Genomic DNA, 20,837 nt, shown 5'->3' with positions numbered 1-20,837 from the left:
TATTCAATCAATCCTGGGTGTCATTATGCCAAAGCGATAGACACCTTGTGCCCGACAACGTCGAGCACTTGGCTAATGCTTAGCCATGGCATTTCTTGTACTTTTTCCCTGAGCCGCAGGGGCACTGATCGTTACGGCCGACCTTGTTGGGTTTAGTCGGTTTGGCAGGATGTGGAGGCGGAACGAATTGTGGGACATGATCCTGGAACTGCCGTAGAGCAGGCGTTCCGAAGAAATTCCATTCCTTGTTCAACTCTTCGTAGTAGGCCTTCCTTTCCTCGGGCCATGTCTCACACGGCATCAATATAAAATCCTCGGCTACTGTCCCGCCTGAGAATTTTGGGGCGTCAATGCTGATGCCAATGATCTTGACCAAGTGCGGGAACTTGCTCTTCGCTGCGCCGCAGGCGATTTCAAGAAGCGTCTGCCGCTTCTCACGGTAGTCCGGTTCCGAGCGAAATGCGTTGGGAGCACGCAGTTGCAGCAGAACATAGCCTACATTGGGCTCGAACGATGGAAGGAATGTCACCTGCCGGGCGAATCGCCCTGCGTCTGGAAAGCGCTCGACCGCTGCTAGCATCTTCTCGGCTAGGCCTCGACGCATGAAGCGCGGCTCCTTGACCATCTCATAGATTGCGCTCTCGCCGCAGGCTATGTCGGAATTGCCGCCAAGCGTGCCGTCTATGCTGTTTTGGCACGTCCGCTGGATTAATTCGTCCCAGAAGTAGGAAATGCGGTCTTCGTTTTTCGTGTTTTTGTAGAGATCGCTCGCCACGAAGTCGTGCCACTCTCCCTCGCCGACCATGATGCCGTTGACCTTGTCTTTCACCTTCGGGCCAATCACATGGCGATGCGTCGCTGCGTCGTAGTTCAGCAGGTAGTGGCCCAGGAGATCCTCCTCGCCGCAATAGCTCAAATAGTCGAAGGTGCTGGCAGCCCGTACCTTCTCATCAAGATATGCCTTCAAGTCATTGACCGTATCCAGCTCTCGCAGCACTATCGGCATGTTGTGGCCGTCGAGTATATGGACCACGTTGCGCTTGTCGATTTCGACGTGGAACGGATGGGTCGGTCCTCCATCTGTCTCCGTGTAGGTAACCGCAAGGCTACCGTAAACATTCAGTGGCGACGCCCTCTCGCAGGCCTCCTTCGCCCCGTGCGCCACGATGATCTTGTGAATAACCGCTTTGTCTCGGTCGAAGGGAATCGGAAATGGGTTCTCGCGCTTAGCATCGAGGAAGATCGGTCTGCCGCTAAGTATGTAGCGCTCTGCCCCGTGCACAGTCCTGACCTGACGATCGATAACGTTGCGCTTCCATCGATCCCAGAGAATCTGCGGATCCTTGTCGCAAACTTCGGGCAGCGCATTTTCGCGGTCGAAGAAAATGAACAAGGTGTTGTTGAACACTGCGAGCAGGTCGCAAAGCTCGTGGCCGTCGTCCTTGTAAGGGTTTGGATAGCTCCAGAGCTTGAGGAATGACCGCTCACAAAACTCTGCAAGTAGCCGTTCGGTTGCAGTGACTCCACTTCCCTTTTCGTTCATGAGAGCTAGCTATCCGACAATATTTGCCAGAAGCATACTGTAAGTATTGAAGTTAGTATCTTTCCATAAATGCTAACTGGCATTCTTTGACTACCGAGATCACGATGACCGAGAAGAACAAGATTGATGAGCGCACAGCCGAGTTGCTCCTTGCATCCTGGCGTGCCTTGCGTGAAGGCAAACTGAAGGTTGCTCCGCAGTTCCGCGAATTGGCTGAGGAGTTCATGTCTGCTCCGCTGACAATGGTGGGTCTTGTCGACACGAGTCGCTTGTCCAAAGAAGCGCTGTCCTTCGGTCGCACCTCTGGCATGGCCCTCGGAATGACGATGCAGCGCGAGCCGGAACCGTCGCCCCCATTACTTTTGCCAATAGCTGAGGCTCAGGCCGAGCTCTTCCGGCTGTTCTCGCAGCTCTTTGCTGCCCTGACCGGTCGGGCAGTCGCGCTAGTCGCGAACGAGCAGGAAATCAAGGACCGAATGCTTTGGCGTTTCAAGCATGAGCCTGATGCGATGACTGAAGCAGCAAATGCGGCTATCGATGAGCTAGTGGCGTTCTACAATGCCAACGCAATCAGACTCTTCCAGCATGCGAAGACGCTCGGCGGCATGCGTCTGGTGACCGGTGGGCAGCGCACCTTCGGTCCGTCGGCGCTCAATGCCGTCCGGATTACGGGCCTTTACGCCGACACGCAACTTCTCCCTGATCCGATACACCCGTTTTTGGCGGCAGACCTACATCTAAACGCCAAGCATCTCTAACTTGCCCACGCACTCTTCTACGTCCTCCAGTTGCACCCGCTGGTCGACGCAGGACTGCCCGTTCCGGCGGTGTTTGTCTTCCCGAGCTTCGAAGAAGGCCTCGAAGAGCACGACGCCCACACCAAGCATGGCATGGAGCAACTGTTGGTACGGATGGTCGCCCCTCTCTGTGATGGCACTGTTAAGTCGGTGGACGAACTGTTCGAGTATGCGAATAAGCATGGCGAACGGTTTGCGCTGGCAATGCTGGAAAACGGGCTTTTCATCCCTCCCGGCGGACAACCCGACCAGCGGTTTGGAGTCACGGAGGCGGTGAAAGCATACATTGCGGCGCTCGAAGGCGTGCGCTCCGAAGAGATACTCACCAGAATGAAGACGCTGCCGACCGGTGTTCTCATCCTTAACGGCGTTATCGAACGGGTACGTCCCCACTATCACCTGCTCGAGAACGCCACCGAACTCGGCGCGCAGCCTTTGCTGTCACAGCGAGTACAGTGGCATTACTTTGAGAAGTGCGCACGGGCGAACGCCGAAGACCTGCTGCGAAAAAATATCCTTTCCGAGCAAGCCTTTCTGACCCTTCGGGCCGTTCAGGATGACAGCCTCTCCTGGCTAGCGACGATCCCGGTCCAGATGCTCGCTGAGCTAATTGCAAACAACGAGCATCGCTGGCTCCGTGAAGAGCTGAACAAATACACTGTACAGCTCGCTGGCTGCGGGGCTATCGATACAAACGCTATGGTGCGCGAGCTGAACTTTGGCCTCGCGTCATTGGTCCAGCGGCAGCAAAAGGCAATGAGCGACATCGAGCGCAAGTACGCGCCGAAGAAGATGGCGGCATACTTTGGTGGCGGATCGGGCCTGGCCATGGCGGCGGCAGCCGCTATGCTTCCGAGTCTATCGCCGCTTCTCGGTGTTGCCATTCCTGCAGTTGCTGTTGCTGCGGCGGTTGGTGGCGGCTTTCTTGGCTTCGGGAAGGAGAAGATCGCAGAACAGGTGGAAAAGGGCCAAGCAGAACGCTCAATGCTAGGCGTCCTAGCGACAGTGCGTCCCAACTGAGGTGTGCTGCTTCCGGCACACCCTATTTGTCCGCGGAAAATGATCATGAGTCGGGATGGCCCGGAGGGTAAGCGGCACATTGCCGCCTGAGTCTAATCAGAGGTCGAAGGTCAGCTTCGGCCGAACAACAGACTGCCCGGCAGCCAGACAGACAAGCTCTCACCAAAAGCGACTGTCTTCCAAACATCGGTGCGCTCACGTGCCAAAAAAGAGTGAGTGCTTTCTGTAATTTTGTTATATTTGGCGAATTGATTCCCTTGCTAACACCATTATTTTGAGGAATGATTTTTTGAAGGAACCTTGATGGTATCGATGCTTGATCTGGGAATTATCGATAGCTCGCTCTCCCCGTTCAGGACAACATACGCATGGTCGGGAGACAAAAACATGAGTCGGCCACGTAGATCTTGATCCCCCCCCGAAGTCCTAGCATTGAGGATGACTGCAATTTCACCGCCCACCCCGAAATGCTTCAGGCCAAACTGCAAAAGGGTCACCATTTCCTTGTGCGCAACGGCAGTTAAACCAAGCAAGATGAGCAGCACTGCCAACAGGCTGCGGAGGCCATCCTTTGGTGGCCGATAGAAAAGAATCGCCAAGTGAAAACAAATTACTAACGTGAGCCCAAACAGCACAAGCCAAGTGTTTATGTCGTCACCTCGCACCCTTGCCAGTACTGGACCTAGCCCTATCCAGACAAACCCATTCACGACAAGAAGGCCAGCGAGCATCGCAGCATCGGTTGAGGTGAATTCTCGGCAGAGCAGGTACTTCAAGACTGGAATAAAGGCACCAAGCACCGCAACTGCAAAGAACAACAAGATCAATTCCGTCGTAAAGAAAAAGACCTCGATTCCGATCGCACCGCTCGTCAGCAAATCGTAGGAGAAAAACCCCTCGCTACCCATGAAAAGGATGAAGATCCCTTTCGAATATGCCGAGAAGAATATCAAGCTCAAGACTATCGACAGTATTCGATAGCCCAACGCCACTCCGTTCTCAAAGATCCTTTCACGATCGATGAATGATCCGGGACTTGTTGCTTTGCCGATTTTGTCTGTCACGTACAATCGCGATAAGAAAAGGATCTAGCAGCCATACCGCTTTTTGCCATTCACAATCCGGTATCGGCCTCCACGTGGCCCTGTGTAGCAGGTGTTATCGACCTGAGACGAATACAAGTTATTTGGTCCCTGCGAGGCTTGGGGCTGCCGGTTCACCTCTTTAGGAGGCGGCTGGAAGTTGCCACGATGACAGTGATATTCCCCTGTTGAGCGTTGGAAATGGCAGCCATTTGCATCAAGTCCTCCACCGTGAGCAAGCACGCCCTCCGCGATAACACTGAGCAAGAATGTGATCACAATCTTCGTCAGTTGAACTCTCATGAATTTCTTGCCACCTTATTTGTACTGGTCAACGCTATACCTTAGCGGCAACTGTATAGCATCTTTATCCTGCTGGATGGTGAATGCACATATTGATGTGCCATGCTGCCGCAAACCGACTCACAACATCAATGTGTCATTTGCCCGTTGCTGCATTACGCCGGTATGCAGCAGAGTCCAGTGAATCCTGCCTCGTGCCGAGCTATCCTGAGCATATGGCAAGCTCTTCCACCACCACCCTCCCCGTCAGCCTTGAATGCGTCTCGTGGCAGCTTGTGCAGCACCACTTGGCACATGGTGCCCTACGCTTCGAAGCAGCAGCACTGAGCCATATTCGATGGCTTTCACCGGCTGATGCCGAATCACATTTCTGCCTGGCAACTCTCGCCGATGACCCCATCGAGGTGATCGGGATGCTTCACTACCGGGTGACCTACGATGATCTCTATTTCGAATACATCCATGTCCGAGAGGCCTGCCGGCGCCACGGAATAGGCCGTCAAATGATCACAGATGTCGTTATGCATCCAACCTGTATCGGCATCAGTCGTATTCACTGGACTGCTGGGACAGACGGAGGTGATGCATTGATTCGCCATCTGGAATGGCTACGCGACAACGTCCGGCGCCTATGTGGCACCCCTTTCCAACTGGACGCAAAACCCGTACCTTGGAAATCAAGACCGTGCGTGGAGATGGATGGACCAACGGTTAGCCGGGTTGAGCCCGGCTAACGTTTTAGTCACTGAGTCTTGCTTGTTTTTTTCTTCTTCGACTTTGGAGCGTCGCTTGCTTTGTTTGTTGCAACCGGAGCGTTAGAACTCGAAACAGAGGCCGATTCATTTGGGCTTTGGGCCACCGAAGCAAGTAGCTTGCAGAACTCTCGTTGAGCGCTTTCGGTTGATGCACTAACGCCGCCGGACATACTGAACGCGACATCGACTCGCACTCCCGGTACTGTTGTCTTTTTGATGACAAAGTTCATCGGCGCCGTCTTGCCTTGACCGTAAGACACCGATTGATTTGCGCTAATCAAGCCAGCTTCTTTATTGCTGCTGACAATTTGGTAGCCGCTTGATGCAACTGCTTGAAGCAAGGCGTCAAACGCGCCAGTGACGGTCTTTTTCGGAAACTCTTCAAAAGTGCTATATCGAGTTCCCGTAAAAAAACTCCCTTCTGTTGCAAAGTTGGTGGCACAGGCACCTAATGTACTGGTCGTTGAGGTACTTTGGGTTGATGTGGATTGTTGATTAGCGCAGCCCGAAGCAATTGTGATGAAAAACAGTAAGGCAGTTATTTTTTTCATAACCTAGTTCATTAATCCATGATTGAATGTTGGAAGCCTTGTGTAACAAGGCGCGCGAAATTAGCGCATCAAAAGTCTAGCATCGGTTGCATATCTGGCGAATGTGGACTGATGCTTATCGACCGCACTTTCTTCTGGAAAGAAACCAAGCCACTCGTGGAGTCCATGTCGATCAACGGCAACGCCCCACTTGTCTGTCTCTACGCACGAATGCGTGGCGCCAGCACTATATTGAATACCTTACGACTCATATCCAGCTAGTGCGAAGAAGGAGCGGGTTAATAGCCATGCCCGATTGCTCCTTTCTGTTCACTTCCACTCACCTGTCACCGGATCCTCAATGAAGAGGTTCAACACGCCCGGCGGGTCTGCATCGAATTCGCCGGACTCGAAATACCCGATGGCACTCTCGAGGGTGAAATCGGACTCCAGGTTATCGATCCAGAACCCGGGCTCGCCCTTCGGGTGGTTCAGAGGCAGCACCATGACACGGTCAGCGTCGTCAGCGCGCCAAGCGAACCAATGCCCCTGGCTGGTCTTAACGAAGACCGCCCCTCGCATCAGCCAGTCCCGGATCTCTTTATCGCCAGAAGCCATAGGCGTAGCAATATTGGGCCTGTACTCACTGAAAACGAATGCCATTTCTCTCTCCCCTAGCTGATTGCCAACGCCATGACATAGCGATTCTAATGCCTTGACCAACGGAAACGAAAACCCCGCCGAAGCGGGGGCGTGCCCTACGCTCGAATGGAGCGGCCGCCTTCAGCGCGGCGCTTATCAATTACCGGCCAAGGCTGCCTGTCGCTGTTTCTACGGAGTTATTTCGCTTGTTCTTCGGGGGCGTGATTGGTGACTCGAAGATGCCCATTTCCTATCAAGAAATTCTTGTAGCTTGCGATCGAGACATTGAACGCCTCACGTGCCACCTGATCTCCAGCTTCAATGATGGTCCCGCTTTCATCAATGATGGCTAGCCGGGCCGGCTTCCCATCAGCCGTCTTGACGCGCAGCCCCTGGTGGATGACTGCACTGATGTCTGCTTTAGCCAGCGTTCCGGTTTTGATTTGCCCAATCATGATTGATCTCCTTTTAGTGTTGGCAACCGCTCTCACCGCGGCGCGTACCCAGCCTCGGCTAGGGCAGCTCGGATCTTCTCACCGGCTGCGAGCATGCGGTACGCCTCGTCCTGATCGGCCGCATTGTTCCGATAATCGCTGAACCCTACCCGCTTCAGGAACTGGGCGTAGCCCTCCGCCTCCTGATTACTGAGCTCGGCAACGAGTTGAATCGAATGATGGATGCCCATGTCTGTGCTCCCTTCGATGTGTGGTGTGGCAATCAGCCACGCTTGAGAAGCTCGATAATCAGGCGGTGAAGCCAGAGCACCGTGGTACCCAAGTCGTGAGCAGCTGCGCCTACAATCCCGATAGTTGGCTTGCTCGTCGGCCGGATGGCGACGTAAGCGAATCCGGAAAGCTCGCCCGCATCAGCCTGCCTGGCCAGTTCGCGCAGAGCGTCTCCGGCATCCTGTCTGTGAAGAAGATCGGGATTGGATCCACGCGGCACAAGCTGCAGGACCGGGGCTTTGGCCCGGCCGGCACCAGTACTTTTCCGCACAGTCTCGTTCATGCTGCAGCCCCCTTCCTGAGCTCGTGGCGGCGCTTGCGGTCAGTCGGGTCAGTCATCCAGGCATCGGCGTTGCCGATCAGGCCGGCGCCATTGCCAACACCGTCGCCAATGGCAATGCCATAGCCGCGTTCGATGGTGGCCCCGGCCTTCTGCGCCATGGCCAGGATCGCCGTCAGCGTCAGGAAAAGGACTTGGTCATCATCGATCATGGCTTGCCGCTGCTCGCCTTCGATGTATTCCACAAGCACGTTGAGCGAGCTTATGCCGGACTCGATATCGGCCACCGCCAGCGGGTCCAGATCCGGCCGGCGCCCGGCCTCCTTGGGTTGCTCGGCCTTGCTTTTGGCGCTCATAGCTCACCTCCTTCGGTTTCGGTGAATTTCTGTTCGATATCCAGGGCGTCGACGGCCAATTGCAACTCAGCCAGTGTGACCGCGGCGTCATCGTCTTTCTGGTGGGCCGCGACGATCCGGCCTGTCGCCACGTAGCTGCAGGCGGAGATGGCGGCAAGAATGACCCGGTCCTGATCGGAGCTGCGCAGCATCGCATCGCTACAGCGAGCATCCGATTCGCGCAGGAGTCGGACGCTCTCCTCCGAGAGCGGGATAATCTTGGCCGACCGATACAGCAATGCGCCGGTGATTCCGCAGAAAGCCGCGAGGCGAGCCATGCATTCCTCGATCCGGTTCTCGACGGCCAGGCCGATGATTTCGGCCATCGCGTCGCTCATCAGCTCCCCGTGGTTGTCGCCTTCCTCAGCCGTCAGTATTTCCGCCATGAGAGACCGGGCATCGGCCTCACCGGCAGCGGCCGCTTCCGCCGGGTTGAGTTTCATTCGTTCGTTCATGGTCAAAGCACTCCGATACGCTGCGAAATGACGGGGCCGGCCTCCGCCGGGATGCGATAGAGGCGGGAGCCGATAATGTTTGACCGTAGGCTACGGTCCCGGTAGATCTCTCCTTTGTCGTTATGGACGACCAGCGGGCGGTCGAGCGATTCGCACAGCCATTCGTCCTCGCCGGACTGTTCGATGATGACGACGCGGACGCCGTTGTTCATGTGGCATTTGACAAGGCTGTGGATGACGCAGACGGCGCCCGGCCGAAGGCGCGGGACGCTGGACAAGGGAATGACCCTGCCGGGAAATTGCGGATTGAGTGCTGTGATGGGTTGCGTGCTGATGCGATGACGCGATACGGCTTGGCGAGTTTGGGCCATGGTGTAGCTCCTTTCGAGTGGTTGCGGGGTATTGCTGTAGTGCATAGTAGCTACCGCTATACACGTAGTCAAGCAATAGCTCCTACTGCTACACTCTGCCAATCAAAAACTTGAGCATCAGCACAATGGAAAAGTCGAAAACCCAGCAAGCCATACAGTTTGTTGCAGAAGGAATGACACCCTATGCCGCCGCAAAGAAGGCGGGGATAGCTGCCAGCACGCTCTACGTTGCGCTCAAGCGCCAGCAAGGCAAGGAACAGTGCCCCTGCTGCGGCCAGGTGGTACGCGAGGGGTTCGAGATCAACCGCTCAGTTCTGAAGGAGTAATCATGTTCAAGATCCAGCACAACCAAATCAGCAGCACGATCAAGGGGATTAGCTACGAAGGCCTGAGCGTAACCACGCCTGATGGGAAGCCGGCAAAGCTGGCGATCATTGATGCCGAAGGCAACATCATCGACGCCGGTCCTGATGTCGCTGCGGTTGTATGGAACGTTACCATCGAGAGCTACCGAAATTTAATGATTGGGCAGGGCCACCTAAAGGTATGGTCGTCGCCACCACCATCCCCGTTTGACTTGGGTGCCAAGCAAGAAGCGGCCAAGGGCAAGAAGAAGTGTGGCACGCCGGCGCCCGGGGAAGAGATCAAAGACGAATTGCAGAAGGACGCTGCGCCAAAATGACGCGGTCCGATCTTGTTGCAGCGCTGGCCCAGCGCTTCCCGCAATTGACACTTCAGGATACCGACATCGCCGTGAAGGAGATCCTCTCGGCACTGGCCAGTACTTTGACCAATGGGGACCGCGTCGAGATCCGCGGCTTCGGCAGCTTCAGCCTGGCTTACCGGCCGCCCCGCATCGGCAGGAATCCCAAGAGCGGCGAGACGGTAAGCGTCCCGGGGAAATGGACGCCCCACTTCAAGCCCGGCAAGGAAATGCGAGAACGGGTCGATGTTGGGTGACTGTCCACAGTAGCTATCTGTCGTTACGTCCGCAATTTGGAATGAGGTCAATATGGAATCTGCTGTGTTTGGGCTAATTGGGGTTGTGGTCGGGTCGTTTCTGACGATTGCAAAGGAATGGTGGTTTCAACACCGGAGAGCTAAAAAAGACGCGACATTTCTGAGCATTAAGGTCTCTTGCGAATTGCTCAAATTTGCCGGCAGTTGTGCAAACGTAGTTGGTGACCATGGCGAGGTAGATGGTGACGGTTGCTACATACCGAGGACATCGACTCCAGACTTCAAGCCAGAGGCGTTTGATGTCGAGTGGAAAGCTTTACCAGATGGACTGATGTTCGAAGTACTGGATCTGCCATTCAAAATAGAACAAGCAGACGAAACAATTTCAGGGGTATATGAGCACGTTGCAGGCCCGCCGGATTACTCGGAGTGGTACGAAGAGCGCCAATTGCAATATGCGACTCTAGGATTATTCGCTCTCAATGTGGCTTCACAGCTTCGTTCTTACGCTGGGCTACCATTCGCCAGCGATGATGATTACTATCCAAGGAAATATCTGGAGCAAAAAAAGACTCAAATCGAGAAAGATCGTGCGCAGATGAGCGGCAAGCAAATTACAACTGACTGCTGATTTTTCATGGTCAAAGAGGGGACGATTGTCTGGCGAGATGATCGATCGGGACGCGCTGAAGGAGGGGTGAGCAATGCGACGTGATATGGATCTGATTCGGGGGTTGATGCTGAAGCTTGAGGCACTTGATTTGCGCCCCGGTGCGATCATGCACTTCATGCCAGATGACGATGAGGTTCAGGTGCCAGGCTATAGCCCGGAAGAGATTCAGTATCACGCAAGGCTGCTAACTGAAGCCGGCCTGATCGAGCCAGGCAGGGGCGCCATGGAAGGATTCATATTCAGAGCACTGACTTGGTCTGGTCATGACTTCCTTGACTCTGTCCGTAACCCCGAGGTCTGGGCAAAAACCAAGAAAGGTGCCGAGGCTGCCGGTGGCTTTACCGTTGATATTCTGAAGGACCTGGCCAAGGGATTCATCAAAAAGCAGGTCGAAGAATACACTGGGGTAAAGCTGTAATCAGCTGATGGCGGGCTGATTGACTTCCCTGCGACTGGCGCCTACATTCGAGCCATCTTGATGCCCCGCTGACGGCTCGGCTGGGAGTTGGCAGGAAGGTCCGGGTACAGCGCTTCGGCTGTGCGGAATCCTCTGGTTCCCACCCATCGAGATATGCGGGCTTGCTTCGGCAGGCCCGTTTTCATTGGTGGAAAGCGTAACCCTGGCGACTGGGCGCGCGAGGCCGGAGCCGACTTCATCGAATTCGTGGCTGAAAATCTAAATAGTCGTGCAACGACTATTTACAAAACGAAGCGCGGCAAAGGCGGCGGAACCTTCGCTCACTGGCAGATCGCACTGGCCCACGCCAAGTATCTATCCAAAGAACTGCTGCGGATCCCGCTCCGGAGGCCGATACCGGATCTACGGTGTTCGCCCCATTTTTCTTATGAACAGGACCTCGCTATCTTGAGGCCTTTCTCCGCTACGATTCGCTCTCCCGTTGCACAACTTCTATGTCCAAGGAGAACTGAATTGGAAAACGACATCCGTGGAGCTGCAATTGTCCGCTCCGTTGCAAAGGGTAGCACCCTTAAAGCAGCCGGCGAGTCAATCGGGGTTAGCGGCACGAGGGCTAGCCAACTTCTATGGCGTTACTGCAGGAAGGCAGGCTTACCGCCGGATGTTCACGATATTCGTGCAAACCCCGATACCTATTTGAAAGCGGTCGGCGAGCCAACCGAGGCTGAGAAATCAACGCTTCCCAACAACACGATTCATGCGCTTGTCGGGAAATTGAAGCTGAAATCAGCGGATCAACTTACCCCGTCGTATTTGTCAAATATCACCCCTGGGCAATTGCGCTCAGCAGGTGTTTCGCTGACTACCATAGGTGCATTGCAGGATTGGCTACACTCCTGCGGGTGTTCGCTGAAGCGCCAGCCTCCGAGCGATCCAGGACAACTGAAGGAGGTCGAAAAGGCAATTAATCTGCTGGACGCCTTCTATTTCGATGTATCAACAATCAGAAGCCAGTTTTCTTGTCTGACGGCAGTTGAAGGCGAATGAATTTCTTCAATCAAACGACAATTCCGGCGCAGCCGAGGACCGACATGGAAAAATTTGTTGAAATCACCAGAAAAGACAAAGGATTCGAGAAGGAAAACCAGTGGTTTGAAACATGTCGGCGAGAACGGATTCCGTTTGTCACCGTTAAAGCGCGGTCAAACCTCGCGACCGTTCAATGGGATTACATCAGCTACCCAACGAGCATGGATAAGCCGTTGTTTTCTATGCATGCCGACATTAAGGCTCGTGCCGAGGCCATTTACGACAGGTATCGGTCGAAAGATACATCGCTCGGTGTCGGACCTGGCGTAGTCTCGTTTGGAAACCTACACATCAATGATGCACGACAGGTAGCCATTGAACTGTTTGACATCATCCATAACGCCGCGAGGGTCGCAACGGAGAAACCCGACAGGGCAGCATCATGAACCATACGCCTCTCAAGGTTCCTGCCAGGCAATTTGGCGCCTCAACGGCTTCTCGGTGAAGGCTGCGATTGCTCCCCTTCCCTTTGGCCATTGGGCTCTGCATGATAAAGAAAGTAACCAAGCCCCGGAAACAGGATTACTGCCTCGGCTCCGTAAAGACGCCATCGACCTCGATCACCAGAGGGTAGCCGATCAGGAAGCCGGCGGCGTCATGTTTTAGAGTCATGCTCTTCCCCCGTGGTTTTCGCACTGCGGATTCAACTCGGCTTCGAGGAACCGAACTCTTGCTTCCAAGGCATCAATGTCCGGGTGCTTCCGGCCGCCGATGGCGGTGAGCAGCGACAGCGTGCTAATCAGCTGGCGCAAGCGGTTTAGCTCGATCTCAGCCTCGTGCTCATGGACTTGGGTGGTTTTGGTGTGCATCGGGTTTCTTATGGGTCCGGGCTGAAGTAGTTTTTCATGGACTTCCAGTCTTCTCGGTCGATCGCGGTCAGCGAACAGAGTGTCATCGGAATCGCCATCGAGACATAGTTACCAAGGAAGTCGATCGGCGCCGATATAGGCTGGCCAATGCTTTCGATGACCAGCGGCCCGTAGGTCCGCCCCTTGTAGAGCATCGCGATCATGGTTGGCACCTGCGACGGCAATAAAACGTCGACGGCCCCTTGCTTACCTTGTGCCGCCTTGATCGCGCGGGTTGCCATCGTCCCATCGTCGGCCAACTTGACCGGCAACGCCCAGTTCGTCAGTTGATCGATCGGGTCTTCGACCTCTTGCACTGGGTCTCGCCAGGCCCTGAACAAGGCCGTGACCGGGATTTTCACCGGCGGCATGCCGACAAAGACCTGAGTCGAGTTCAGCTTACTGATCCCGGCCCGGCCTTCTATGTTCTTCACCGCTCCTGACAAGTTCTTCAGCCCCTTGTCGATCGCAGAGCCGTCGTTCGGGGCCAGTTCGTCGAGTAACTCTGAGATCAATCGGGATTGGAGAAGTTGCAAAACGGCTGGCGCCTTCGATTCGGCACCAGCATTCTCGAACGGGCTGTTCCAGGAAAACGTCATCTCAAGATTGGCATCCGTCAGCGGCGCATGCACCTCGACATTGCCGATCGGCGCTCCCTTGCGATCCACCTCGTAGAACTTCGCGATCAGGTTTGGATTAAGTCCATCCCAAAGCGACTTCAGGATGGTTCTTTCGTTGCTTGGCGCCGCCATGGTGGCGCCTATTGGCGGCTGAAGTTGAGATGCGACGTCAGGCGGCTGGCAGACAAAACCAGTTCCCGGTTTGCGTTCTCGATCTCGGCCCGGGCGTTGGCGAGCGCACGCTGCAGCACCGCGGCCGGCGGCTCGCCATTGGCGAGGCCGATCATCACGGCGTGCTGGAGATGGTGGCGAGAACCGACACAGAGCATTATCTCTACGTACGTGCTGGCCACTTGATTTGCCAGTGCGACTAGGTCTGGATCGGCCAGCGCCGATGCGACGGCGGCCACCAGGTCGGGCGTCGGCTCATCGGTCTGGCCGAGTGGCAGGCCGCAGAGGTTGGTAACGGCGCTCATGCTGCGTCCCCGAATTGCCTCATGACCGGCGGCACGTACCGGCCTGGGTTGTAGTCGTCGGCTTCAGTGAGTTCCATGCCTTGGAGACGAGATAGCTGATGCAGCGGGTCGCGCACGAAGTCATTGAGGCGCTGCAACTCGCCTTCAATCACCATGATGTCCCACTCTGCCTGCTCGATCGAAATTGGCGTCAGGCCTGCGTCTCCGAGCTTTTCGATTTGCTCGGAGCTAAGCCCTGCAGACTGGTACGCCCTGAGTTTTTCCGAGGGCCGCATGCCGCCAGGTCGTCTGGCTTCATTGAGCAGCATTTTCAGTCGCAGAATCTCATTCTCGCAGACGATCATTTTGTTGTTGGCCCGGCGGATCATCGGGGCAATCTGGGCGGAGCGCTCCTTTGCCCGGCGCTCAGCGACCTTTGCCGAGTCATTCCAGGCCGCCAATTCTGCCGACAGACTGGCGTACTCGTCTTCGAGGTTTGCGATGATTTTAGAGATTTCGCCATCCAGGCCGGCGGCATCGACTGCCTGCTGGACGTAATGGGCATAGGCTGCTTTGCGCGTCAGTTCCTGCAGGCGGAATGCCAGCTTTCCGGCTAGCGATCGGACCGCGTTATCCGCGTGCGCCAAGCAGATGGCGCTATGAAGCTCATCGGTGATGGGGGTTTCGCCGCCGTTGGCGACGGGAAGAAAATGCAGAGTGCTGGAATCCATGGTGAAGCTCCTTGCTATGTTTTTGGGTTTTGGAGCCACCATGTTGCCGCTGCCATCCAGCCAAGACCGGCCCCGTTTTCCGGGTTCGAAATGACGAAGCCGGCACGTGGCCGGCTTGCGATCGATGCCCAGTATCCGGGTACCGGTCAGCCCCCATCGGGCTTGATGCCGCGCTCGGCCATGACCTGCTCCTGCCGGGCCCGGGACTTCGCCATCTTCTCCTCGAAGAGTCTCGCAAGCTCCTCGCCTGCGGGCAGGTGGATATTCACCTCGGCCTCCTTGTCCTTGAACAGGCCCAGAGCCCGCGCAAGGTTTTCGGCGGCCCGCTCGCGGCTGGCCATCATGATTTCCAATCCATCCCGGGTTTCCTTCACTCCAGCGAAGAGTGCCAAGGCAGCCGGAGATAGCTTCCGCGTGTCGAGGAAAAATGGTTCTCCTACTCCGTCGCCATGGCATTCCGGACAGATTGGGTTCGGGTCTCGGCGCTTGTCGAACCAGTTGCCCGGCACCTCGGCAAATTCGCCGATATCGACCTTCTGATCGGATTTGAACAAGGTTTCTGCTCTCTGCTCGGCATGCCTCAATTTCGCCTTGCCGTATTCGGCCGGGGTGCGTTGGTACTGGAAACCTTCACCCCAGCAGTGCCGACAGCACAACCGCCTGTACTGGGTGAGTTCGTTCGGGTCGGCATTCAGAATGGCGTGCCAGCGTCTGACAATCTCGTCGCCGTCTATCTCGAGGCGATTTGCTCTGGCATCAACCAACTCGCGAATCGCGGTCTGAAGGTTAGTGTTGGTTAGCATCCTGCTGGCCTGAACCTTAGCGCCTCGCTCGGCGTAGCCAGCCCGGACGGCAGCTGCAGCGCCATTGAAATCTATCAAGTACTCGCGGGCAAATACTGCCCACCGCTTCGGCAGCCGATCGATCGCCGAGACCCTCTCCGCCAGTGCTGCTTCTGCTTTCTGCTTGCTCATTTTGCGTTCCTGGTGGAAACGAGGGTCAGATTACGGGAGCCAACCGCCTTAGGCTTGGCCTTGGTTTTAGGCCTGGTTGGTGGCCGTGTGTCGGCCATCTGCGCGGCGAGCAAGTGAGAGGCAACCATGACGTTGATCGAAGCGCTCTGTACGTCACAGCAGAGCATCGCACTGACGGCCCGCGTCTCCGCGATCAGGACCCTCCGCTCTCCCGGGAATGCGCGGTAAAGGTCCAACAGTTTTTGAGCGCCTTGTTTTATCAACACTTTGACTTCGCCCTCTGCGCGGTCATGTTCCTCCTGCGTGACATGGCACGGCAAGGCTTCAGGTGCCTCGCCTTCCCACGAGCAACAATTCACACAGGTGTATTCACCCGCGACTTTCTCCCAGTTCATGCACCCGTGACAAGGGTGAGTTGGCATGCTGGGTGCTGGTTTGGTGTTCATAATGATCCTTCAGGTTTTTGGGTTGGGAATGGGACAGCCGGGCGGTCGGGATTGAGTTGCTGACGAATGCTGCTGATCTGACCGACGGTCCGCAGCCGCTCCAGCGCCGGCAACGGGGCGGCAAGGCAGCGTTTTGCGCGAATCAGATCGGCGGCTGCCCGAACTCGGGCCATCAGCGCCCCGTTGCCGGTCATGGCCGGACCTCCGCTGTGTTGCCGGACAGATCGAGATGCAGCCGGCGGAGCGCCAGCCTGGCCTGGCGGCCGGCCTCGTCAAGCGTTTGAATACTTGCCTGCAGCCGGGCTCCGCCGATCAAATCGTTATATGACGGATTGATGTCTTGGAAGCGCTCGAATGCGGCCTTGGCCTGCTCGGCACCATCGGCCAGCTTGGGAATCAGCGCCGAAACGGCCTCGACCTTGTTGCGAAGCTCAGCAAATGCGAGCGCGTCGCGGGTTCGCGCCTGATCGAGGTGCTCGAAAAACCATCTCCCTGCCTGCCGCTCGCGGAGAAGGCGAGGATCTCGCTCCCAGTCGTCGCTGCTCCCGAACAAAAAATCGATGCTGACCTGATAAATCGCTGCAGCGCGCACGATCGTTTGAAGTGGAACAGACCGCGTGTCAGTCGCACCCTCAATCTTCGCCAATTTCGAACTGTTTTTGTAGCCCAAAAGCGCGGCGGCCTGCTGCTGGCTGAGGCCTGCTAGCTCTTCGCGAGCCTCGCGCATCCGGGCGCCAATGGTCTTGATCAGCCGAACTTGGGCGGCGACCGAGTCATCCTGATCATCGCCATCAGGCGTAGCCTGTCCCGGGCGCGATCCCGGCACCTTCGGCGCTTGGCGGGCCTCTTCGACGGTGGGGAGTCCGCAGCCGAAGTCGGCAATCGCCGGATTGCAACCCTCCGGCGTCGGCTGTGGACTCTCCGGCCGCGGCGCCCAGGCCGGCCAGGGGCCGTTGCTGATGGCAGCGGCGATAAGCGTTTGAGTTGGTTGAAATGGTCTCATCGGGTCCTCTGGGTGTTGGTGAGTTGTTGAATGGCCTCTGCCTCGAGAGCAAAGTAGTCGGCCCAATGGCGGTAGCGCTCTTCGTGGTCATCGATGGCCGCCGGTATCTCGACGCCTGCGGCAACGATCACCGTGTAACCAGCGCGCAGTTGATCGGGGCCCGGCGCCAGGTCGCGGCGCAGCATCTCCTTGAAGTCATCCATGTCGGCCGGCGTAAATTCGCCCTTTGCGATGCGGTCTGCCGACCAGCACTCGAAGTCATCACGAAATTTGCGGGTTACTGTTGCCATGTCAGAACTCCACCTTGTCATCGTCGGCCAGTAATCGCATCGCCTTCGGTTGCTCGGTGGCGGTTTGCAGATAGCTCTGGCTACGGCGATCGAACCAGAGTTGAATTCGCCCCTCCCATTCGCCGTGGCGGTGCTTGCAGACGGTCAGCAGCGCGTCCGCTTCGCCGTTCTTGCTGTGGTCACCCTCCTCGATCGCCAACTCCTTGCCGCGGTTGCGCCAGACGCTGAAGACGTTGTCGGCAAGGTCGGTGATTGAAGCCGAGCCGCGCACATCGAACTTGCCCGGAGGGGTCAGTTCATCCTTCCCCTTTCGGCTGTGCGCCAGCAGATGAACGGCCTGGCCGGTGTCATGGGCATGGGTGGCCAGTGCCAGCACAAACTGCTTCTGCGCGTCGTAACCGTCTTCGGCGATGCCGCAGGATAGGAGGTTGTCCACGATCAGGTGGTTGATGCCAAGTTGTTCATGGCAGTAACGCCCAACCGCCAAAACACGCTCCGGGCTGACTTGGCCTTGCTGGTCGTAGAGCCACAGCCGGCCATCACTCCATCTATGCAAATCCTCAATGTCACGGTGCATTGGCTGGCTTGTGCCGAATGCTTGGCGGCACATCCGCTGCATCGTCGCCGCCGGCTTCATTTCCATGCTGGCGATACAGAGCTTTTCGCCCTGTGCCATCAGGTGCAAAGCCACTTGGCCGATCAGCATTGATTTTCCGTGCCCCGACATCCCTGGCCAGATCGAAAGCTCGCCACGGCGCAGCCGGACAATCTCTCTGGTTTTGCTCCATGGCAGGCTGGCGCCGGTCTGGGTGTGCGGGCGCTCAAACGCGGCAACCACGTCATGCAGCCAATCGGATGCAGGGCGAACCGCTGCGCCTTCATCCGGGCCACGCAGGTAGGCGTCGAAGTCGATGCTGTCGTCGATCACGTTCATGATGTCGCTCCCCAGGCTGCGCCGAAAAGACGACGGAAGCCGGCGGTAGCCATCTCGACAAGTGCGGCGTCGAAGCGATCTGCATTCGCCATTGCCCGACGTTTAACTTGGCCCGAAATCCGCTCCATGCATTTGCTTGCCGAGTCGCCTGACCCCAGGCCGGCAAGCGTCGTGCGCTGCACTACGCCCATCCGCCGACCGGTCTTTGTTCGCGGGCGGTAGCCATCGATCAGCACGTTGACTCCGTCCTGCTGATCGGCAAACCAAACCGACAGGGCGGCAGGCGCTGCGGTATCGATCGCCTGGACGATGCCGGCGAGGTGCGGCGTGTCGGTGGTTGCCACGATTAGAACCGGCAGCGCAACCACGAAGCGCCAGGCGTAGCCGCGTGAGGGCTTGGCAATGACCACAGGGTTGGTTTCGCCGTGCAGTGGCCCGACAAAGGAAATCAGCAACTGGTCGGCTGGCCGCTTGCCATTCTTGCGCATGGCAACAATCTCGGCGGCACCGTATGGAAGCGCGATCATGGTCAGATAGCCCCCGCGAAGATTGGATTACGGGCCGGTGCTGCCGTCTGGCCAGCAGCCTGCGGTGTCTCGTCTTCCCAGCGGCGACCATTGAGCCAGCTTGCGGGGTGCGGTATGAATTGGCCGCCATCCTTCAGCCAGTCGGCAGAAACCTTCTGTTTATCCAAGGATGCCATCAGGTCAGCAAGCACCTGGCCGGCCGGCTTGATCTTCTTCCATCCCTTCAGGGCTTGAGGCTTGGCTACCTTCTTTGGGTAGTGCTCCCAAAAAGTGGCGAAGCCATCATCTACCGACTCGCTCGGCGAAGGTGAGCACGTAGGTTCACTGGTTGGTTCACCTTCTAGATTCCGTATTCCGTTTTCGGAATCCTTCACTATTCCGTTTTCGGAATCCTTCACTATTCCGTTTTCGGAATCCTTCACTATTCCGTTTTCGGAATCCTTTCCAGGTAACAACGGAACTGTTCCGTTTTCGGAATCAATCCCTTTTTGGAATCCTTCCGTTTTTGGAATGCTTGCCAATCGAAAGACCGGAATCTGCCCTGTCCGCCCACGTCGATCTCCGGTGTCAACCAGATGCCCTATTTCTCGAAGCACCTTGATCGCCTGCCAGATTGTCTTGCGATCTACGCCGGTTGATTTCATTAGCGCATCGTGACTAGGCCAAACCGTGTTGTCATACCCGGCCATATCGGCGAGAGCCAGCATGACAAGCTTGTGCAGTGGCCGCAGCCCTTGCTGCTGCCATACCCAGCGGGTCGCATCGAGACTCACTCCGCCCTCCCGGCGATCAGCGCCTGGCGCAGGGCCAGGAGAAACTCGCTGATGGCGCGGCGCTTTGCCGGCCAGGTAAAGTGAAAGGGCAGGCTCTCGGCCAGGCGATAGGCCTGCTGCCAGTTGCTGGCGTCTGAAGTGAGGGACATAGGAGCCCCTCAAGCTTGACTGGCTAGTTCGTTGGAGTGTGCCTTTATGCGCTTGCCGCGAGGGGGCCGCGGAGCAGAAATTCGGCTGGTAAAGAAATCAGCCAGCGAATCGCCGTCGATACGGGTCATGCGGTATCCAAGTTTGACGACCTTGATGTGACCCTCACTGATCCAGCGATTCAATTGCGATACGCTGATGTCTGAGTCAGTTGAAACAGTATCGAGCGAGAGTACCCGCCCGCGAAATTGGTCGAAAGCCATTATCCATGCTCCTAAAATTAGCCATGGCGCCGTTGTGCGTCGTATGGCTTGCATGGATGGCATCTTGCCAACCGATCTCCTTTAATAAAATTCGGTCTAGTGACAGAAAATAGGGGTTTCTGTCAGCGTCCTATGAATTTTTTTCTCTCCCAGAACTGAATTTATGGTCCGGAAAAGCGTCCTTCCACCACCTTTTGATTGTGTCGTCTTTACCCCACGTTGTTTTGAATCCAGCAATTTCCTTAATTGAATTCACGTTCTTCGGGAGAGCATCCTTCACATGATCTTGTTTCGTCCATTCAAAAAACTCCTTACCGTTCTTCGCCGCAACGGTCTTCTCTCTAGCACTATTTACTGATTCAGCCTTGCCCTGCTGTTGATTGTGTTTTTTCAAAGCCACCGCTTTGGCGATCAGCCGTTCCGGTAGCTCACGTTGCTCAGTCGATTGCGCCTCAACAACAAATTTCCCGTCTTTGACGCTGCTAACCGGAGCTACTGAAACTTCAAATTTCCGCAGACGATCCGGCTCTGTTGTCTGAGCAAGCGCGGCCAGATTAGCAATCTCCTTCCAGGCTTTTTCCTCGAGGAGGCAGAATAGACTGGCGACTGACCAGCCATCAAGTCCTCCATCGCAGGATTCAACCGCAGCCTTGACTCGGTTGTAGCGGGCCTCCAATTCCGTTGGCGACGGAAGCTTGTCTCTCCTCACAAAGACCAGGAACTCATCCGCAATGGCATTAATTGCCGCGATTCGCGCTTTGCTTGTCACCTCAAGCCCTCGATAAAGA

36 protein-coding genes are annotated in these 20,837 nt (G+C 56.3%); 10 read left to right on the top strand and 26 right to left on the bottom strand.

Translation table 11 applies throughout. The features are described 5' to 3' along the window. Positions 1–79: 79 nt before the first annotated feature. The gene (locus ACLIKD_RS06890; protein WP_428827715.1) at positions 80–1,543 is read right to left on the bottom strand and encodes an SEC-C metal-binding domain-containing protein; all 1,464 of its coding nucleotides are present in this window, start codon (positions 1,541–1,543) and stop codon (positions 80–82) included. A gap of 104 nt (positions 1,544–1,647) precedes the next feature. On the opposite strand from ACLIKD_RS06890, the gene ACLIKD_RS06885 reads away from it, so the two are divergent. Beyond that, complete coding sequence (locus ACLIKD_RS06885; protein WP_428827714.1) at positions 1,648–2,301, top strand: hypothetical protein; 654 nt, start codon at positions 1,648–1,650, stop codon at positions 2,299–2,301. Between the two features lie 30 nt (positions 2,302–2,331). Next, positions 2,332–3,360 carry a hypothetical protein gene (locus ACLIKD_RS06880; protein ID WP_428827713.1) on the top strand — a complete coding sequence of 343 codons (1,029 nt, stop codon included), beginning with the start codon at positions 2,332–2,334 and terminating at the stop codon, positions 3,358–3,360. A 269-nt stretch (positions 3,361–3,629) separates the two neighbouring features. On the opposite strand, the gene ACLIKD_RS06875 is transcribed toward ACLIKD_RS06880, so the two are convergent. Together ACLIKD_RS06875 and ACLIKD_RS06870 are read right to left on the bottom strand one after the other, a co-directional pair. After that, a complete protein-coding gene (locus ACLIKD_RS06875; RefSeq protein ID WP_428827712.1) occupies positions 3,630–4,424 on the bottom strand; it encodes a hypothetical protein in 795 nt (264 codons plus the stop codon). A gap of 24 nt (positions 4,425–4,448) precedes the next feature. Continuing rightward, positions 4,449–4,745: a YHYH domain-containing protein gene (locus tag ACLIKD_RS06870; RefSeq protein WP_428827711.1), complete on the bottom strand. Its 297-nt coding sequence runs from the start codon at positions 4,743–4,745 to the stop codon at positions 4,449–4,451. 83 nt (positions 4,746–4,828) lie between these two features. Between ACLIKD_RS06870 and ACLIKD_RS06865 the strand changes: the two genes are divergently transcribed. Next, complete coding sequence (locus ACLIKD_RS06865; protein ID WP_428827710.1) at positions 4,829–5,479, top strand: N-acetyltransferase family protein; 651 nt, start codon at positions 4,829–4,831, stop codon at positions 5,477–5,479. A gap of 8 nt (positions 5,480–5,487) precedes the next feature. Here the strand turns inward: ACLIKD_RS06865 and ACLIKD_RS06860 are convergent, their stop codons facing one another. The 8 genes from ACLIKD_RS06860 to ACLIKD_RS06825 form a co-directional block, all read right to left on the bottom strand. After that, positions 5,488–6,051, bottom strand: coding sequence for a hypothetical protein (locus ACLIKD_RS06860; RefSeq protein WP_428827709.1), 564 nt, complete (start codon positions 6,049–6,051; stop codon positions 5,488–5,490). Positions 6,052–6,360: 309 nt separating this feature from the next. Then, a complete protein-coding gene (locus ACLIKD_RS06855; protein WP_428827708.1) occupies positions 6,361–6,693 on the bottom strand; it encodes a hypothetical protein in 333 nt (110 codons plus the stop codon). A 176-nt stretch (positions 6,694–6,869) separates the two neighbouring features. Beyond that, entirely contained in the window at positions 6,870–7,127 is a 258-nt protein-coding gene (locus ACLIKD_RS06850; protein WP_428827707.1) for a hypothetical protein, read from the bottom strand. A 32-nt stretch (positions 7,128–7,159) separates the two neighbouring features. Beyond that, complete coding sequence (locus ACLIKD_RS06845; RefSeq protein ID WP_428827706.1) at positions 7,160–7,357, bottom strand: DUF7706 family protein; 198 nt, start codon at positions 7,355–7,357, stop codon at positions 7,160–7,162. Between the two features lie 32 nt (positions 7,358–7,389). Continuing rightward, entirely contained in the window at positions 7,390–7,680 is a 291-nt protein-coding gene (locus tag ACLIKD_RS06840; protein WP_428827705.1) for a hypothetical protein, read from the bottom strand. Beyond that, the gene (locus ACLIKD_RS06835) at positions 7,677–8,033 is read right to left on the bottom strand and encodes a hypothetical protein (protein ID WP_428827704.1); all 357 of its coding nucleotides are present in this window, start codon (positions 8,031–8,033) and stop codon (positions 7,677–7,679) included. Before ACLIKD_RS06835 ends, ACLIKD_RS06840 begins: the two co-directional genes overlap by 4 nt. Next, positions 8,030–8,515, bottom strand: coding sequence for a hypothetical protein (locus ACLIKD_RS06830; protein ID WP_428827703.1), 486 nt, complete (start codon positions 8,513–8,515; stop codon positions 8,030–8,032). Before ACLIKD_RS06830 ends, ACLIKD_RS06835 begins: the two co-directional genes overlap by 4 nt. Positions 8,516–8,529: 14 nt before the next feature. Further along, complete coding sequence (locus ACLIKD_RS06825) at positions 8,530–8,898, bottom strand: hypothetical protein (RefSeq protein WP_428827702.1); 369 nt, start codon at positions 8,896–8,898, stop codon at positions 8,530–8,532. Between the two features lie 125 nt (positions 8,899–9,023). Between ACLIKD_RS06825 and ACLIKD_RS06820 the strand changes: the two genes are divergently transcribed. The 7 genes from ACLIKD_RS06820 (at position 9,024) to ACLIKD_RS06790 (ending at position 12,424) form a co-directional block, all read left to right on the top strand. After that, positions 9,024–9,224, top strand: a complete 201-nt coding sequence (locus ACLIKD_RS06820; protein WP_428827701.1) for a hypothetical protein — start codon at positions 9,024–9,026, stop codon at positions 9,222–9,224. Positions 9,225–9,226: 2 nt separating this feature from the next. Further along, positions 9,227–9,580: a hypothetical protein gene (locus ACLIKD_RS06815; protein ID WP_428827700.1), complete on the top strand. Its 354-nt coding sequence runs from the start codon at positions 9,227–9,229 to the stop codon at positions 9,578–9,580. After that, entirely contained in the window at positions 9,577–9,858 is a 282-nt protein-coding gene (locus tag ACLIKD_RS06810; protein WP_428827699.1) for an integration host factor subunit beta, read from the top strand. The genes ACLIKD_RS06815 and ACLIKD_RS06810 overlap by 4 nt, the downstream gene beginning before the upstream one ends. A gap of 52 nt (positions 9,859–9,910) precedes the next feature. Further along, a complete protein-coding gene (locus ACLIKD_RS06805; protein WP_428827698.1) occupies positions 9,911–10,489 on the top strand; it encodes a hypothetical protein in 579 nt (192 codons plus the stop codon). 73 nt (positions 10,490–10,562) lie between these two features. Next, a complete protein-coding gene (locus ACLIKD_RS06800) occupies positions 10,563–10,949 on the top strand; it encodes a DUF2513 domain-containing protein (RefSeq protein WP_428827697.1) in 387 nt (128 codons plus the stop codon). A 513-nt stretch (positions 10,950–11,462) separates the two neighbouring features. Beyond that, a complete protein-coding gene (locus tag ACLIKD_RS06795; RefSeq protein WP_428827696.1) occupies positions 11,463–11,996 on the top strand; it encodes a hypothetical protein in 534 nt (177 codons plus the stop codon). Further along, positions 11,993–12,424, top strand: a complete 432-nt coding sequence (locus ACLIKD_RS06790; RefSeq protein ID WP_428827695.1) for a hypothetical protein — start codon at positions 11,993–11,995, stop codon at positions 12,422–12,424. The genes ACLIKD_RS06795 and ACLIKD_RS06790 overlap by 4 nt, the downstream gene beginning before the upstream one ends. Before the next feature lie 222 nt (positions 12,425–12,646). On the opposite strand, the gene ACLIKD_RS06785 is transcribed toward ACLIKD_RS06790, so the two are convergent. The 15 genes from ACLIKD_RS06785 to ACLIKD_RS06715 all read right to left on the bottom strand — a co-directional run bounded on the left by ACLIKD_RS06785 (position 12,647) and on the right by ACLIKD_RS06715 (position 20,818). Further along, positions 12,647–12,847: a hypothetical protein gene (locus ACLIKD_RS06785; protein WP_428827694.1), complete on the bottom strand. Its 201-nt coding sequence runs from the start codon at positions 12,845–12,847 to the stop codon at positions 12,647–12,649. An 8-nt stretch (positions 12,848–12,855) separates the two neighbouring features. Further along, positions 12,856–13,638, bottom strand: coding sequence for a hypothetical protein (locus ACLIKD_RS06780; RefSeq protein WP_428827693.1), 783 nt, complete (start codon positions 13,636–13,638; stop codon positions 12,856–12,858). Positions 13,639–13,646: 8 nt separating this feature from the next. Beyond that, the gene (locus ACLIKD_RS06775) at positions 13,647–13,982 is read right to left on the bottom strand and encodes a hypothetical protein (RefSeq protein ID WP_428827692.1); all 336 of its coding nucleotides are present in this window, start codon (positions 13,980–13,982) and stop codon (positions 13,647–13,649) included. After that, a complete protein-coding gene (locus ACLIKD_RS06770; protein WP_428827691.1) occupies positions 13,979–14,692 on the bottom strand; it encodes a hypothetical protein in 714 nt (237 codons plus the stop codon). Before ACLIKD_RS06770 ends, ACLIKD_RS06775 begins: the two co-directional genes overlap by 4 nt. Positions 14,693–14,838: 146 nt before the next feature. Beyond that, positions 14,839–15,666 (bottom strand): terminase small subunit, encoded by an 828-nt coding sequence (locus tag ACLIKD_RS06765; RefSeq protein ID WP_428827690.1) that lies wholly within the window; start codon positions 15,664–15,666, stop codon positions 14,839–14,841. Continuing rightward, positions 15,663–16,061, bottom strand: a complete 399-nt coding sequence (locus ACLIKD_RS06760) for a hypothetical protein (RefSeq protein WP_428827689.1) — start codon at positions 16,059–16,061, stop codon at positions 15,663–15,665. Before ACLIKD_RS06760 ends, ACLIKD_RS06765 begins: the two co-directional genes overlap by 4 nt. Positions 16,062–16,108: 47 nt before the next feature. Further along, positions 16,109–16,306 carry a hypothetical protein gene (locus tag ACLIKD_RS06755; protein WP_428827688.1) on the bottom strand — a complete coding sequence of 66 codons (198 nt, stop codon included), beginning with the start codon at positions 16,304–16,306 and terminating at the stop codon, positions 16,109–16,111. Further along, entirely contained in the window at positions 16,303–17,115 is an 813-nt protein-coding gene (locus tag ACLIKD_RS06750) for a helix-turn-helix domain-containing protein (RefSeq protein WP_428827687.1), read from the bottom strand. The genes ACLIKD_RS06755 and ACLIKD_RS06750 overlap by 4 nt, the downstream gene beginning before the upstream one ends. Then, on the bottom strand, positions 17,112–17,405 hold the full coding sequence (locus ACLIKD_RS06745) for a hypothetical protein (protein ID WP_428827686.1): 294 nt from the start codon (positions 17,403–17,405) through the stop codon (positions 17,112–17,114). The genes ACLIKD_RS06750 and ACLIKD_RS06745 overlap by 4 nt, the downstream gene beginning before the upstream one ends. A 1-nt stretch (position 17,406) precedes the next feature. Continuing rightward, positions 17,407–18,339: an AAA family ATPase gene (locus tag ACLIKD_RS06740; RefSeq protein ID WP_428827685.1), complete on the bottom strand. Its 933-nt coding sequence runs from the start codon at positions 18,337–18,339 to the stop codon at positions 17,407–17,409. Further along, positions 18,336–18,866: a hypothetical protein gene (locus ACLIKD_RS06735; protein ID WP_428827684.1), complete on the bottom strand. Its 531-nt coding sequence runs from the start codon at positions 18,864–18,866 to the stop codon at positions 18,336–18,338. Before ACLIKD_RS06735 ends, ACLIKD_RS06740 begins: the two co-directional genes overlap by 4 nt. Positions 18,867–18,868: 2 nt before the next feature. Next, positions 18,869–19,639, bottom strand: a complete 771-nt coding sequence (locus tag ACLIKD_RS06730; protein ID WP_428827683.1) for a helix-turn-helix domain-containing protein — start codon at positions 19,637–19,639, stop codon at positions 18,869–18,871. Further along, positions 19,636–19,788: a hypothetical protein gene (locus ACLIKD_RS06725; RefSeq protein ID WP_428827682.1), complete on the bottom strand. Its 153-nt coding sequence runs from the start codon at positions 19,786–19,788 to the stop codon at positions 19,636–19,638. Before ACLIKD_RS06725 ends, ACLIKD_RS06730 begins: the two co-directional genes overlap by 4 nt. Before the next feature lie 9 nt (positions 19,789–19,797). Continuing rightward, positions 19,798–20,049, bottom strand: a complete 252-nt coding sequence (locus tag ACLIKD_RS06720) for a hypothetical protein (protein WP_428827681.1) — start codon at positions 20,047–20,049, stop codon at positions 19,798–19,800. A gap of 130 nt (positions 20,050–20,179) precedes the next feature. Further along, positions 20,180–20,818: a hypothetical protein gene (locus ACLIKD_RS06715; protein ID WP_428827680.1), complete on the bottom strand. Its 639-nt coding sequence runs from the start codon at positions 20,816–20,818 to the stop codon at positions 20,180–20,182. Positions 20,819–20,837: the final 19 nt, after the last annotated feature.

Origin of the sequence: Azonexus sp. IMCC34842, assembly GCF_050368855.1 — a bacterium.
Classification (GTDB): domain Bacteria; phylum Pseudomonadota; class Gammaproteobacteria; order Burkholderiales; family Rhodocyclaceae; genus Azonexus; species Azonexus denitrificans_A.
The sequence above is the reverse complement of the archived record's forward strand: the minus strand, read 5'-3'. Positions and strand labels throughout refer to the sequence as shown.